Consider the following 13,832-nt stretch of genomic DNA (forward strand, 5'->3'; position numbering starts at 1 on the left):
ACCACCCTACCGAGCCCGGGCGGCGGACGCCGAGGGCGTCCACGGCCCGGGACGGCGGGCGCGGATCCGGGGCCCGGGAGCCGGTCCCGGACCCCGGGGCTCAGCCGAGGGTGACGTCGTCCACGGTCCAGTACCAGTTGTTGGTGCCGGCGTAGCGGAAGTGGACCTTCACGCTGGTGGCCCCGGCCGGGACCTGGAGGGTGACGGACTCGGTCCGGGCGAGGGCGTCGGCGGTGTGGCTCTTGACCACGGTCGGGGCGCCGCCGTTGTAGGAGACGAGCACCTGGGCGGTCTGCCCGGCCTCGTGGCGGTAGTGGGTGGCGTACCGCAGGGTCCGGGTGGTGCCGCCGGCCACGGGGTAGGCGGGGGTGACGAGCGTGGAGTCGAAGGTGCCGGTGTGGGCCTTGTCGGCCCACTCGTCGGAGTCGGCGACGGCGAACACGTCACGGGAGCGGACGCCCAGCTCGCGCCACTGGTCGCGCTGCGACTGGGTCCAGAACTCGTCGGTGGCGAAGGACCATCCGGCCCACTCGGTCATCCCGCCGGTGCCCATACGGGAGTTGTCCACGCTCCAGCCGGTCGGCGGTGTGCGGGTGAAGCCCTTGGTCGCGGCGGGGATCCCGGTCTCGTCCACGCGGGTGCGGAGGCTGGGGCGCAGGGTGTCGAAGGCGTCGGAGTCGGCCGCGTCGAGCGCCAGCCCGTCCAGGCCGGTGGCGGGGACCCCGACGTGCCGCAGGGCGATGGCGGCCACGTCGACGAGGCGTACGTCGTCCCGTACCGAACCGGCCGCGATGCCGGGGCCCTTGGCGATGACGAAGGTGCCGCGCTCGGCGATGGTGGAGCCGCCGTGGCCGCCGGCCGCGGTGTGGCCGTGGTCGGTGGTGACCAGGATGCGCCAGTTCTCCTGGGCGTAGGTCGGGCGGTCCTGAACGGCCGTCAGCAGCTGTCCGACCAGGCCGTCGACGCGGGCGATGGTGTCGAGGTACTGGCGGCTGGCGGCTCCGTAGGAGTGCCCGGCCACGTCGACCTCGCCGAGGTAGACGAAGGAGGCGTCCGGGTCGGCGTCGCGGAGTTCGGCGGCGGCCGCGGCGGCGATCTTGGGGTCCTCGGTGCGGTAGCCGTCGCGGTCGCCCTTGAGGGAGAGGCGCTTGTCGACCTTGGGGGAGAAGATCGGGCCGTTCTGGTCGGTGGAGGTGATGGGCTCCCAGTCGGCCGCCGCGTAGGTGTTGAGGGCGGGGCTGGCGTTCTCGATGCGCGTGAGGAAGTCCGGGTGCGCGCCGTAGTTCTTGCCGGTGAAGGAGTTGTCCTTCACTCCGTGCTTGTCGGGCCACACGCCGGTGGCGATGGTCGACCAGCCGGGGCCGGAGGAGGTGGCCGCCATGGGGTTGGCGTACAGGGTGCTGTAGGCGGTCAGGCCCTGGGCCATCAGCCCTTTGAGGTGGGGGGCGTCGGCGGCCTTGAGCCGGTCGAGCGCGACCCCGTCGAGCCCGATGACCAGCACCTTGTCGGTACCGGCCGAGACCGCGGCGGGGGCGGTACCGGGGGCGGCCGCGGCGGTGGCGCCGGCGGAGAGCAGGAGCCCGGCGGTGGCGGCCGCCACGGTGAGGCGGCGGCGCGGGGTGCGGCCGTGGGGGCGGCCGGGGAGAGCGGTCTGCACGTACTCCTCCAGGGAGTGGTCGCGGGTGCGCGGTGGGGAGGCGCGGTACGGGACGTGCGTACGGAGCGGGCGTACGGGACGTGCGTACGGCGGTGGGCGCGGCCCCGCGCGGGGTGCGCGGGGCCGGGCCGGGACCGGAGGTGCGGTCTTCGGTCCAGACCCGTTATCCGGGTGTCACTCTCGGGCCCGAGGGTGACCCTCCGTCGACCGGGAGGTTGCGCGCCGACTGCCGGTGGCAGACTTCCATGCGTCCGGGCCGGAGGGAAAGGCGCCGTACGGCCGAAAAACCGACCGAATCTGATTGTCCGTCAGGAAACCTCGCCGCTCTCGACGCGGGCCAGCGCCTCCGGGAGGAGGGCGACGGATGCCAGGACGTGGGTGGCCCCGTGCGCCGCCAGCCGCTCGCGCCCGTGCGCCCCGGTGAGCACGCCCGCGACGGTCCCGGCCCCGGCGCGGCTGCCGCTGAGCATGTCGTACGCGGTATCGCCCGCGACGGCGATCCGGCGCACGTCGTCCACGGCCCCGGTGCGCAGCAGGGCCGCCAGCACCAGGTCGGGGTACGGGCGTCCGCGGCCGCCCGCGTCGGCCGGGCACAGGGTGAGGTCGGCCAGGTCCTGCCAGCCGAGGGCGTCGAGGATGGCGTCCTGGGTGACGCGGGCGAAGCCGGTGGTGAGGACCACGGTGCGGCCTTCGGTGCGGAGCTGCTCGATCGCCTCGCGGGCGCCGGGCAGCGGGGCGACGAGACCGCCGTCGACCAGTTCGCCGTACGCCTCCTCGAAGGCGGCGTTGGCCCGCCGGGCGAGCTCCTCGGTCCCGAAGAGGTGCCGGAACACCGAGATCTTCGACTCGCCCATGGTGTCGCGCACGTACTGGAGCTGCTGCGCGCGGCGCTCGGATCCGGCCTCCACGCCGAGGCGTTCGGCCGCCCGCCCGAAGGCCCGCTCGACCAGCCCGCCGTCGGCGACGGTGGTCCCGGCCATGTCGAGCACGACGAGGCGGTGGGCCGGGGCGCCGGCCGTCGGGTGCGTGTCCTTGGTGCCCATGCTGTTCACCAGCCCAGTTCGTCTGCGGTGGTCTCGGCGATGGCGGGGGCGCAGGTCATCCCCCGGCCGCCGGGCCCGGTCACCAGCCACACGCCCTCGCGGACCTGCCGGCGGTGCACCACCCGGGTGGTGTCGGTGCACTGTGCGTAGACCCCGGCCCAGCGGCGCCGGACCTCGGGCAGGGGGCGGCCGAGGAAGGACTCGGCGACCGCGGCCACGTGCTCGTAGGGGTCTTCGAGGGTGTCGAAGGCGAAGGGGTGCTCGTACTCGTGGGTGTCCCCGATGGTCAGGCCGCCGTCGCGGCGCTGGACCATGAGCAGCTGCATCGCGTGGGCGGCGGCCGCGGGGGCCTGCGCCTGGTGGACGTTGAGGGCGTCGAGGGCCGGGGAGGCGTAGGCGGGGTAATAGCGGAAGCTGTCGGCGTCGGCGACCGAGGTGGGCAGCTCCTCGCCCAGGGGCGCGGTCTGCATCATCTGCAGCCGGACCCGGCGCACCGGCAGGTCCGGTTCGAGCTCCCGCACCAGACCGCTCAGCCAGGCGCCGGTGGCCAGCACCACCGCGTCGCCGCGGTGCACGTCGCCGTGGTCGTCGCGGACGGCGGCGGTACCGGTCACCTCGCGGACCTCGCGGCCGGACAGGAAGGCGTAGCGGCCGGACTCCCGCAGCCGCTCGCGCAGCGCGAGCTGCGCGGTCCGCGGTTCGACGGCCGCGTCCCGCTCGCACCACAGGGCGGCCTCGAAGGCGCCGCGCAGGGCGGGGTTGAGGGCCCTGGCGCGGGCCGCGCCGAGCAGCTCGTACCCGCGGGCCGCGGCATCCGGGCGGGCGGCGGCCGCCTCCGCCACGGCGTACTCGCGGGCGGTGCGCACGGGGGTCAGCGAGCCGTTGGCCCGGAAGCCGAGGCCGGGGACCTCGGCCCCGATCCGCTCCCAGAGCTCCCGGGCCCGCAGGGCGGTGGCGAGCTCCTCGCCCCCGGCCCGGCCGCTCACCCACACCTGCCCGAAATTGCGCAGCGAGGCACCGCGGGCCTCGGCCTCGCGCTCGATCTGTACGACCTCGTGGCCGCGCTGGACTGCCTGCCAGGCGTGCATGGTGCCGACCACGCCGCCTCCGACGACTATGACTCTCATGCCGGAAACGCTCGTACCGGGGAGTGTCCCGGAGGGGGCGGAGGCCGGTCGCGACCGTGAACACCCCCCGAATTTGGACCAGACCCGTTACCGATCGGTTATCAGCCTGCGGCCTTCCCCGCACCCCCACCCGCCTGTCGGCCCCTGCCCCCTAGGGATGGAGGCGGGTGGTGAAGCTGAACCGGTCGCCGCGGTAGAGCGAGCGGACGCGCTCCAGCGGCCGGCCCTGCGGATCGCGCGAGAAGCGGTGGAGGAGCAACATCGGCAGGGCGGGCGGGGTCCCGATCAGGAGGGCTTCGCGGGGCGTGGCGAGCACGGTCTCCAGCTTCTCGTCCGCGTCCCCGAAGCCGATGCCGAGCTCGTCCTTCAGGTACCCGTAGAAGGAGCTGTCCGGCCGGAAGTCCACCGCCAGCCGGGGCGCGCGGGCCACCCGGATGTAGGTGCTCTCCAGCCCGACCCGCTCGTCGTCGGCGAGCAGGACCCGCTCCAGGTGCCAGACGGGCTCGCCCGCCTCGGCCCCGATGCCCGGGGCGAGGGCGGGCGGGCAGGGGAACTGCTCCAGCCCGATCAGGCTGCGGCCGGGCCGCCGGCCCTGGCGGCGCACGCCCTCGGTGTAGCTGGCGAGGGACAGCGGCTGCTCCAGCTTGGGCCCGGCGACCGCGGTCCCGCGGCCCGAGCGCCGCAGCCGCCCCTCCAGCAGGAGTTCGCGCAGGGCCTGGCGCACGGTCTCGCGCGAGACCCCGTACCGCTCGGCCAGATCGCGCTCGGTCGGCAGCAGGCCGCCCTCGCCCAGCTCCTCGACGAGTTCGGTCACCCGGGCCTTGACGGCGTAGTACTTGGGGATGCGGCCGTGCTCGGGGATGCCCGAGCGGACGGGGCCGCCGGAGTGGTGGTGCGGGTGCGTCGGTTCCACGTCCCGGACTGTACGGGCGCTCAGCCCGCGCGCAGCCGCCGGGCCCCCAGCACCAGCACCCCGCCGGCCGCGGCCAGTGCCGCGGCCACCGCCCCGAGCCCGTACAGCCACCCGTCCCGCTCCGGGCCGGGGCGGCCGGCCCCCGTCTCGGCCAGGGAGCCGGCAGCCCCGGGCTCTGCCGGCCCCTCGGGCCCGTCGACGGAGAACCGGTACGCCCCGGCCTCACCCACCCAGTCCCCGTCCTCACCCCCGCCGTCGCCCTCGCCCTGGCCCTTGCGCTGTACGAGCGCGGCGTCGGCGACGACCTCCCCGACGGGCGCGCCTTCGGCGAAGGCGAGCCGCACGGTCACGGTGAGGGAGGAGCGGGGGGCGACGGTGAACCCGGCGAAGCCGGGCAGCGGACGCGCCGCGGCACCGGAACCCCCACCGGGCCCGGAACCGGAACCCGCATCTGGGGAGGCGCCGCGCCCCTCCCCGTCGAACACGGCGACGACCTCGTCCTGATCGGTGCGCTCAAGGCTCACCGGACGGAACTCCCCCGCACCGTCGGCGAACTCCATCCGGAAGTCACCGGCCCGCAGCGCGTGCGCACTGTCGCTGAACACGACGACGGGGTGGACCGCCGTGCAGGTACCGCCGGTGGAGTTGGTCAGGTCGAGGTACCAGGTCTGCGGCCCGCCCCCGGTCCGGTACACGGCGGGCCCGCCCCGGATCCGCGCACCGAGCGGGAACTCGGCCCCTTCCCCGTCCCCACAGCGCGGCTGCACCCGGGAGGGCCGTGCGGGCGCGGGCTTCGCCCCGCCGCCCTCGCCGATGTCGGCGGGGGTCCGGGGGGCGACGACGGAAAGGGGGGAGCGGAGGGCCTGGGCGACGACGGAGGAGCCGGAGACGAGGGGGCCGACGGGAGCGGAAACGGCGAAGCCGACCGAAGCGGAACCGCCGGCAGCGGACGGCACCGCGGCGGCAGCGGCAGGCACTCCGGACCCGAGTGTGGCGACGGACGGCATCGTAGCCGCGGCGGCGGACACCGAACCGGAGGCGAAGGCGGGCGGGGCCGCGGCCACCACGGGCGCGAGCGCGGCCACGGCGGCGGAGACGGCCAGTGCTGTGCGCAGTCGCATGGAGGGCCTTCGCTGCTCGCCGGACATCGGTCGGACGAGGTGACCAGGTGACAATCACCCCGCCGTCCCCCGCACCCTCCCACGCGCGCGGACCCGCCTGTCCACACACGCCGCGGGATGACCCGGTTTACGCCCATTCGGCGGGCGGGGGTGGGGGGCGGCGGAGGTCGGGGGCGCGGCGGGCGGAGGCCGGGGGGCGGCGGAGGCCGGAGGGGGCGGCGCACGCAGGCCGGGCCTCGGCAGAGGCCGCGGCACGCCGCAGGCCCCGGCTCGGCGGTGGCCTGGGCCCGGCAGACCGAGCGGGGCACGGCGGACCGAGCGGGGTCGGGCTACGCACGGGGCAGGTTGCGCACGGGTGGGGAGCCCGGTACCCGGACTGCCGCGGCCGACCCCGGGGCTCCCCGCCCCGGTCCCCCCTGGGCGTTCCTTTTCGAGGGGCGTCCCGACAGGCAGTCATGCCGTCCGGGGCGGGGTGCCCTGTCCAGGGTGGAGCGCAGCGGAATCGCGCAGCGACGCGACGACGGAGGAGGAGCGCCCTTGACAGGGCACCCCGCCCCGGAAACACCGTCACGCATGGCGGGACGCCCCCAACCGGCCACGCAGCCGACCCGGCTACGGACAACGGCTCAGCCCCGACCCCGGCGGCTGACCCCACCCCGATCCCGGCACTGGCCCCGCCCCCAGCCCGATCCCGCCCCACAGGAACGGCTACACCGCCCGCCGCCCCGCCCCGAACACCCCGGCGAGGACGAGTTCCGCCGCCCCCGCGGCCACCGCCCCTCCGGGCGCTGCGGCCACCTGGACGGCGTACTCACCCAGGGCCCGTACGGCGAGCACCTCGCCGACACCCCGTACGAACTCCGCGGGCGCCCGCTCGACCACCCGCCCCCCGAGCACCACCCGGTCCACGTCGAGCAGCGCGACCAGGTTCGCGGTGGCCTCGCCGAGGATCCGGGCCGCGGCTGCCAGGTCCCCGCGGGCCACGGCGTCCAGGCACAGCACCTCCGCGCAGCCGCGCGCCCCGCACCGGCACCCGGGCCCGTCGAGCACCAGCACCTGGTGCCCGAACTCCCCCGCCCCGGTACGCGGCCCCCGGTGCGGCCCGCCCGCGAGGAAGATCCCGGCCCCGAGGCCCGTACCGAAGTGCACGTAGGCGAACGAACCCGCGTCGCCCCCAGCGAACCCGGCCCCCGCCGGATGGGCGGCCAGCCCCACGGCGGCAGCATTGGTGTCCTTGTCGAGCACCACGGGCACGGCACCGCCCGCCGCGGCGACACCGAGCCCGGACCCGACACCGAGCCCAGAAGAGAGCCCGAGCCCGGACGCGACACCGGGCCCAGACGCGAACCCGGACTCGGAAGCGAACCCGGATGCCGGGGCGACAGCACCCCCCACCGCCCCGAGCCGCCGCGCCAGCGCCGCGCGCAGCGGAAACCCGTCCCAGTCGGGAAACCCGGTGACGCGCCCCATCACCCCAGTCCGATGATCAAGCGGCCCGGGCGCAGCACACCCCACACCCACGAGCTGCTTGAGCACAGCCCCTGCTCCACCACCCTCACCCTCGATCCCTGCCCCTGCCCCTGCCCCAAGGAAATCGGAGACCAGCCGCCCAAGCTCAAGAGCGGCCGCGTCCACGACCGCCTCCGCTCCCCTCCCGAAGTCGATCGCGGCGCGCCGTTCGGCGACCGTGCGCCCAGCCAGGTCCACGAGTACGGCGCGCAGTTCGTCGCGGTCCAGGTGCAGCCCGGCGGCGTACCCCGCCTCCGGGACCAGCCGCAGGACGGTCCGCGGCTTGCCCCCGGTGGAGGCCTGCCGACCCGCCTCCGCCACCAGGCCCGCGGCCCGCAGGCGCGCGGTGATCTTGCTGACGGCCTGCGGGGTGAGCCCCGTACCCCCGGCGAGCTCGGGCCGGCTGGCCCCCGCGGCGCCCGCGGCACGCAGGAGCCCGAGGACGAGCCCGGAATTGTGGCTGCGTACGGCGGCCAGGCCAATCCCGGGCCCTACACCGACACCCGAACCCGAACCGGCACCCGCACCCGCACCCAGCTCGCCACCACTGCCGCTACCACCACTACCGCTACTCCTGTCCACCCACCCATCATCCCCACCACTTGCACTTACGCAACAGCGTTGCTTAAGTAATTGCATGGCCTCTACCACTCCTCCCGCCTCCACAGCCCCCACCGCAGCCCCCTCCCCGGCCCCCCTCCGCGTAGGGCTGATCGGCTACGGACTCGCCGGTTCGGTCTTCCACGCCCCGCTCGTGGCCGCCACCGAAGGCCTGGCCCTGGACACGGTCGTCACGGCCAACGAGGAGCGGCAGGCCCAGGCCCGCGCCGAGTTCCCCGACGTACGCATCGCCACGACCGCCGAGGACCTGCTCGCCCGGGCCGACGAACTCGACCTGGTCGTCATCGCCTCCCCCAATCGCACGCACGTCCCATTGGCCACCGCCGCCCTCGAAGCCGGTCTGGCCACGGTCGTGGACAAGCCGATCGCGGCCACGGCGGCGCAGGCCGGCGCCCTGGCCGCCCTCGCGGAGCGCACGGGAACCCTGCTCTCCGTCTTCCAGAACCGCCGCTGGGACAACGACTTCCTGACCCTGCGCAGCATCCTGGCCGGCGGGGAGCTGGGCGAGGTACAGCGGTTCGAGTCCCGCTACGAGCGCTGGCGGCCGCAGCTGAAGGGCGGCTGGCGCGAGTCCGGGGACCCTGACGAGGTCGGCGGACTGCTGTACGACCTGGGCAGCCACGTGGTCGACCAGGCCCTGACCCTCTTCGGCCCGGCGGTGCGCGTGTACGCGGAGGCGGACCGGCGCCGCGCCGGGGCCGAGACGGACGACGACACGTTCATCGCGCTCACGCACGCGAACGGCGTCCGCTCCCACCTGCACGTGAGCGCGACCGCCGCACAGCTCGGCCCCCGGATGCGGGTGCTGGGCTCCGCGGCCGGCTGGGTGAAGTACGGGCTGGACCCGCAGGAGGGCCACCTGCGGGAGGGCCGGCGCCCGGCGGCCGGTACGCCCTGGGGCACCGAGCCCGAGCACCTGTGGGGCCGGATCGGCTCCGGGGAGTCCCCGCTGACGGGCGGCGGGCGGCCCGTACCGACCCTGCCGGGGGACTACCCGGCGTACTACGCGGCAGTGGCGGAGGCCCTGCGCACGGGCGGGCGGCCGCCGGTGACGGCGGAGGAGGCCGCGGCCTGCCTGGAGGTCCTGGAGGCGGCGGTGCACTCCTCGCGCACGGGCAGCACGGTGGACCTGCCCACCGCCTGAAGCGCGTCCGCCCCGCGGAGGGGCGGGCCTCCATCCGGCCCGCCCCTCCCGGCCGCGAAACGACCCGCCCTCAGGCGTCCTTGAGCTGCTGCCTCTGCCGCCCCAGCCCGTCGATCTCGAGCTCGACCACATCGCCGGCCCGCAGGTACGGCTTCGGCTCCGGCTGGCCCATCGCCACACCCGCCGGCGTACCCGTGACGATCACGTCGCCGGGGTACAGGGTCATGAACTGGCTCAGGTACCGCACGACCTCGCCGACCGGGAAGATCTGGTCGGAGGTCGAACCGTCCTGCTTCTGCTCCCCGTTCACCCACAGCCGCACACCGAGCACCTGCGGGTCCGGTACCTCGTCGGCCGTGACCAGCCAGGGGCCGAGGGGGGTGAAGGTCTCGCAGTTCTTGCCCTTGTCCCAGGTGCCGCCGCGCTCGATCTGGAACTCCCGCTCCGAGATGTCGTTGACGAGGACGTACCCGCCGACGTGCGCGAGCCCCTCCTCGGCCGAGCCCAGGTAGCGGGCCGTGCTGCCGATGACGACGCCGAGCTCCGCCTCCCAGTCCGTCTTCACGCTGCCGCGCGGCACGAGGACGGTGTCGTCCGGGCCGACCACGGTGTCGGGGGCCTTCAGGAACATGATCGGCTCTTCGGGGATGGCCGCGCCGATCTCCGCCGCGTGCCCGTGGTAGTTCAGCCCGATGCCGACGACCTTGCCGATGCGGCCCACGGCCGCCCCGGTCCGCAGTCCCTCGGCGTCGAGCACGGGGAGCGACCCGGCCGCCGCGGCCTCCCGTACGCGGGACAGGGCGGTCTCGTCGGCGAGCAGCGCACCGTCGATGTCGGGGACGAGTCCGGACAGGTCCCGCAGGACACCGTCCTGGTCGAGCAGCGCGGGGCGCTCCGCCCCCACCGGTCCGACGCGCAGCAGCTTCATGGGCATTCTCCCGTGGTCGTGGCTGGTCGACCCGCGGGCATGAGGCGCACCCGGGGCCGGCCGATGGGTTGCGGCCATCGGAGGATTGGTCGATCCTCCAAGAACCTCGTCCAATCTGCAAGACCCTGTTCACAACCCGGACCACTACACAGAGCAACCCCCCACCCCTCCCCTTGCTCCCCGCCTCCTCCCCGCCCCATCCCCCCTCTTCCCGTGCCTCCCCCCTACCGCAGCGCCTCGCTCCGCTCCCAGCGCCGCTGCAGCCAGGCCCGCTCGGCAGCCGCCGAAGCCGTGGTGGCCAACAGGTACAGCCCGGCGGCGAGCGGTACGAACGCAGCGGTCACCAGGGTCCCGAAGGCCATCAACGGAGCCACCTTCATCACCCGACGCATGACCTCCTCCTCCGGCCCGGCCACCGCACCCCCCGCAGAACCACCCCGGGCCCCACCCCGCGCACCCCGGCCCCGACCCCCACCCTCAACCGCAGCGGCGGCAGAAGCAGCAGCGGCAGCCAGCGCAGCCGCCCGCCGGGCCCGGACCACCGTCCACCCGGCCACGACCGCGATCGCCGCAAACAGCCCGAGGAACACCCAGCCCTGGGCACCGAACACCCCGTCCTCCCCCAAGGCGTCGGCCCAACGCGAACCGAGCGGGGCCGCGAACAGCCGGTGCCCCAGCAGCCCGTTCACCTCGCCGCCCACGCGCCCCGAGGAGAACACCTGGTACATCACGAAGAACACCGGCAGCTGCACGAGCATCGGCAGGATGCCGGCCAGCGGCCCCACCCCCGTCTCGGCGTACAGCCGCTGCGCGGCCTCCTGAAGCCGCTGCGCGTTCCTCGGACCGGGGTACGCGCGCCTGAGCTCGGCCAGCCGCGGCGCCAGAGCCGCCCGGGCCCGCTCCCCGCGGAACGCGGCCCGGGTGAGCGGATGCAGGGCGAGCCGTACGAGGAAGGTGAACAGCACGATGGCCGCCGCGGTGGCAGAGGCCTGGAACGCCGGCTCCAGTAGCCCGGCGAGGTGGGAAACGAACATGGCGAACAGCGAAAGAACGGACACGGGGGTCCCTCCGGGCGTCTCGTCGAATCAGGTGTCTGATATCGGCGTGACGGCCCGCAAAGGGCGCACTGCTACGACGACCGGAGCGCACGAAATCTCGGCACGACACCGGCGACGAAGGAAGGCGAACGACAAGGAGCAGCAAGCAGCGGGAAGAAGAGTGCGCCCTACGCGGCCGTCGGGAGGGACCGCCCCGGCGCCCGCGGCCGCGACCGGCCGGACGCATCGGGATCGCGCTGCGGCAGGAACGCCGTGCGCTGCTCGCGGTCGCGTATCGCCGTGCGTATGAGCGTCGGCGGTACGGGCCGGGCACTGCGCGAGACGAAGACCGCACACGCCACGGCGGCGACGCCGGCGGAGGCGGTGGCAGCGAAGGCGACGGCAGCGGCGAGGCCGAGCCCCAGACCGCCCTCGCCGAGGAAGGGCTCCAGCAGCCCGAGCAGCCCGAGGAAGCCGAGCAGCAGCAGAAGCCGCGACCAAGCCTGCTTGCTCATGCCCCCACCCCCGCCCTTTCCCTCTCCTGGCCACCCAGACATCACCACCGGGGCCGGTCAACCTTCAGCCCCACCCCAGCCGTTCGCTGCTGCGTTCGATCCTAATCGCCCCCACCGACAGCGTCGTCAGACCCAAGGATGATCCAGCCGTCCACCACTGCCCCTCCCACCCGGCCCTACCTCACCGCACTGGACCGCAGCGTGCCCCACACCACCAGCCGGTACTTCGAAGTGAACTCGGGCGTGCACGTGGTCAGCGTGATGTAGGAACCCGGCTCGGAGTACCCGTACTGCGGCTTCACCACACTTCGCGGCACCGGCGCGATCACCCCGCCGTCCCGGGCCGAGGTCTGGTCCAGCCGCTTCCCGACCACGTACGTGTACCGGCGCCCGCGTACGTCGACGATCAACTCGTCGCCCGCGCGCAGCCGGTTGACGTAACGGAAGGGCTCGCCGTGGGTGTTGCGGTGGCCGGCGAGGGCGAAGTTCCCGCGCTGCCCCGGCTGTGCCGTACCGCCGTAGTGGCCGACGTACCCCTTGTCGAGCACGCCCTTCTTCGAGACCCCTTCGGCCACCGGCGCGACCACCCCGAGCCGCGGTATCCGCAACACGGCATACGCCTGGTCCCACCGAGGCCCGGACGCACTCCCGCCACCACTCCCGCCACTGCCCCGGCCCCCAGCCCGACCGTCCCCGGCGCCCTGCACCGACCGCCCCGCATCCCCCTCTTCAGCCTCCAAAACCACCCCGCCCGAGCCCACTCCCCCGTCGCCCGGACCCCCAGCCCCTCCCCCTTCGCCCAACCCCTCCCCCGGAACCACGCCCTCCGCCACTCCCCCTCCCCCCTCATCAGCCCAGCGCCGCTCCAACTCCCGTACCTCGGCCCGAGCCCCCGCCTGGGCCTCCCGGTTGGTCCACCACAACTGATGCACCACCAGCAACAGCAGCAGCACCCCCACCGTCACCGCACCCTCGGCCGCCACCCACAACCCCCGCAGCGCCCAAGGCAGCCGCCCCCGACCCCGCCGCTGCCCCTGCACCACAACCCGAGCCCGCACCGACACCCACCCCACCCACCCGCGCCCGCTCACGCCACCCACGCACCCGCACACCCACGCACGCACGCACGCACGCACGCGCCCGCACCCTAAGACCTCCCCCGCCAACTGACCAGCAGCAGTACGGTGTGGACCATGCGCCCCGACACGCCTGCCGAGCACATCGACGAAGCCGAGCGCCTCATCCGCACGGCGAACCGCTACCCCGAGGACAAGGAGCCCCTGCTCCTCCAGGCCGCGGCCCACCTCGAACTCGCCGAAGAGCGCGAACGGGCCAGCGCGCTCTACGACCAGCTCCTCGCGGGCGAGCCCGCAAGCCCGCACCTCATCAAGGCCCTCCAGGCGGCCAACCTCTGGGAGTACGGCCACGAGCCCGAGGCCCGCGCCCTGATCGACGGCATCCGGGCCGCCGCCCCCCTCGACGCCGCGCCCTGGGAGGTCGTCTCGGAGACCCTCGAGGCCCACGACGAACTCGACGCGGCCCTGGCCTCCTTCACCGAGGCGGCCCGCCTGCTCATCCCGGACGACGAGGCCCCCCTCACCACGGCCACCATCGCCCTGCTCACCGGCCGCCACCGGGTCCGCCGGCTGCTGGGTCTGCCGCACGACGACTGGGACATGGTGGCCGACACCCGCCACACCGGCCCGGTCCCCCTGGACGAGCTCCACGACCCCAAGCGCATCTGGGCCCTCGGCTCCGACGACCCGGCCGAACTGCGCGCCGAGATCGCCCGCCTGCGCGCCGAACTCGGCGACCGCCGGGCCGCGCTCTCCCGCCCGTTCCCGGTGGCGGTCCTCCACTGGCCGGCCGAGGAGCTGACCGAACTCCTCGCCTCCTATCCGGCCCTGGCCCCGGAGTACCCCTCCCACCCGGTCCACCTGGCCGCCATCGAATCGGCCCTGCGCTCCCTGTCGGCCTCGGGCACGAAGAACCTGGGCATCGTCACGGGCACGGTCCCCTCGTACGAGGCCTTCGCCGCCTCGGAGCGCACCAGCCCCGCCTCCCCGCCCCTCCTCGCCGAATACGCCACCACCCTGGCCGCCCGAGGCAAAGCCACCCCCTGGCCCCCCACCCCCACCTCCCCCTGCTGGTGCACCTCGGGCAACCCCTACGGGGACTGCCACGGCCAGTCCTGAACCTGCCCGGCCCGGTCGGACC

Annotated in this window: 12 protein-coding genes; 2 read left to right on the plus strand and 10 right to left on the minus strand. The window is 74.8% G+C overall.

Features of this window, described 5'->3' with window-relative positions:
• Positions 1-100: 100 nt before the first annotated feature.
• The 6 genes from ACZ7JZ_RS14925 to ACZ7JZ_RS14950 form a co-directional block, all read right to left on the minus strand.
• Positions 101-1,657: an alkaline phosphatase family protein gene (locus ACZ7JZ_RS14925; RefSeq protein WP_470938359.1), complete on the minus strand. Its 1,557-nt coding sequence runs from the start codon at positions 1,655-1,657 to the stop codon at positions 101-103.
• A 308-nt stretch (positions 1,658-1,965) separates the two neighbouring features.
• Positions 1,966-2,700, minus strand: coding sequence for a phosphonatase-like hydrolase (locus ACZ7JZ_RS14930; RefSeq protein WP_470938361.1), 735 nt, complete (start codon positions 2,698-2,700; stop codon positions 1,966-1,968).
• 5 nt (positions 2,701-2,705) lie between these two features.
• Positions 2,706-3,827 carry a TIGR03364 family FAD-dependent oxidoreductase gene (locus ACZ7JZ_RS14935; RefSeq protein WP_470938363.1) on the minus strand — a complete coding sequence of 374 codons (1,122 nt, stop codon included), beginning with the start codon at positions 3,825-3,827 and terminating at the stop codon, positions 2,706-2,708.
• A gap of 151 nt (positions 3,828-3,978) precedes the next feature.
• Positions 3,979-4,740, minus strand: a complete 762-nt coding sequence (locus tag ACZ7JZ_RS14940) for a GntR family transcriptional regulator (protein WP_470938365.1) — start codon at positions 4,738-4,740, stop codon at positions 3,979-3,981.
• Between the two features lie 20 nt (positions 4,741-4,760).
• Positions 4,761-5,861, minus strand: coding sequence for a hypothetical protein (locus ACZ7JZ_RS14945; protein ID WP_470938368.1), 1,101 nt, complete (start codon positions 5,859-5,861; stop codon positions 4,761-4,763).
• A gap of 708 nt (positions 5,862-6,569) precedes the next feature.
• Positions 6,570-7,952, minus strand: coding sequence for an ROK family transcriptional regulator (locus ACZ7JZ_RS14950; RefSeq protein ID WP_470938371.1), 1,383 nt, complete (start codon positions 7,950-7,952; stop codon positions 6,570-6,572).
• Positions 7,953-8,007: 55 nt separating this feature from the next.
• Between ACZ7JZ_RS14950 and ACZ7JZ_RS14955 the strand changes: the two genes are divergently transcribed.
• Complete coding sequence (locus tag ACZ7JZ_RS14955) at positions 8,008-9,135, plus strand: Gfo/Idh/MocA family oxidoreductase (protein WP_470938373.1); 1,128 nt, start codon at positions 8,008-8,010, stop codon at positions 9,133-9,135.
• 70 nt (positions 9,136-9,205) lie between these two features.
• On the opposite strand, the gene ACZ7JZ_RS14960 is transcribed toward ACZ7JZ_RS14955, so the two are convergent.
• From ACZ7JZ_RS14960 to ACZ7JZ_RS14975, 4 genes are all read right to left on the minus strand, one after another.
• Entirely contained in the window at positions 9,206-10,063 is an 858-nt protein-coding gene (locus ACZ7JZ_RS14960; protein WP_470938677.1) for a fumarylacetoacetate hydrolase family protein, read from the minus strand.
• A 224-nt stretch (positions 10,064-10,287) separates the two neighbouring features.
• Positions 10,288-11,097 (minus strand): membrane protein insertase YidC, encoded by an 810-nt coding sequence (yidC, locus tag ACZ7JZ_RS14965; RefSeq protein WP_470938376.1) that lies wholly within the window; start codon positions 11,095-11,097, stop codon positions 10,288-10,290.
• Positions 11,098-11,288: 191 nt separating this feature from the next.
• Positions 11,289-11,615, minus strand: a complete 327-nt coding sequence (locus ACZ7JZ_RS14970; protein ID WP_470938379.1) for a DUF6412 domain-containing protein — start codon at positions 11,613-11,615, stop codon at positions 11,289-11,291.
• A gap of 176 nt (positions 11,616-11,791) precedes the next feature.
• Complete coding sequence (locus ACZ7JZ_RS14975) at positions 11,792-12,226, minus strand: class E sortase (RefSeq protein WP_470938382.1); 435 nt, start codon at positions 12,224-12,226, stop codon at positions 11,792-11,794.
• 582 nt (positions 12,227-12,808) lie between these two features.
• Here ACZ7JZ_RS14975 and ACZ7JZ_RS14980 point away from each other — a divergent pair.
• The gene (locus ACZ7JZ_RS14980) at positions 12,809-13,810 is read left to right on the plus strand and encodes a tetratricopeptide repeat protein (RefSeq protein ID WP_470938385.1); all 1,002 of its coding nucleotides are present in this window, start codon (positions 12,809-12,811) and stop codon (positions 13,808-13,810) included.
• Positions 13,811-13,832 lie beyond the last annotated feature (22 nt).

Source organism: Streptomyces sp. NPDC038213, from assembly GCF_055600495.1.

Bases quoted from the DNA above. Each gene is read 5' to 3' on its own strand.
- ACZ7JZ_RS14930 (WP_470938361.1), bottom strand. From the start codon at position 2,700: ATGGGCACCAAGGACACGCACCCGACGGCCGGCGCCCCGGCCCACCGC.
- ACZ7JZ_RS14935 (WP_470938363.1), bottom strand. From the start codon at position 3,827: ATGAGAGTCATAGTCGTCGGAGGCGGCGTGGTCGGCACCATGCACGCC.
- ACZ7JZ_RS14945 (WP_470938368.1), bottom strand. From the start codon at position 5,861: ATGCGACTGCGCACAGCACTGGCCGTCTCCGCCGCCGTGGCCGCGCTC.
- ACZ7JZ_RS14955 (WP_470938373.1), top strand. From the start codon at position 8,008: ATGGCCTCTACCACTCCTCCCGCCTCCACAGCCCCCACCGCAGCCCCC.
- ACZ7JZ_RS14960 (WP_470938677.1), bottom strand. From the start codon at position 10,063: ATGAAGCTGCTGCGCGTCGGACCGGTGGGGGCGGAGCGCCCCGCGCTG.
- yidC (WP_470938376.1), bottom strand. From the start codon at position 11,097: ATGTTCGTTTCCCACCTCGCCGGGCTACTGGAGCCGGCGTTCCAGGCC.
- ACZ7JZ_RS14970 (WP_470938379.1), bottom strand. From the start codon at position 11,615: ATGAGCAAGCAGGCTTGGTCGCGGCTTCTGCTGCTGCTCGGCTTCCTC.
- ACZ7JZ_RS14980 (WP_470938385.1), top strand. From the start codon at position 12,809: ATGCGCCCCGACACGCCTGCCGAGCACATCGACGAAGCCGAGCGCCTC.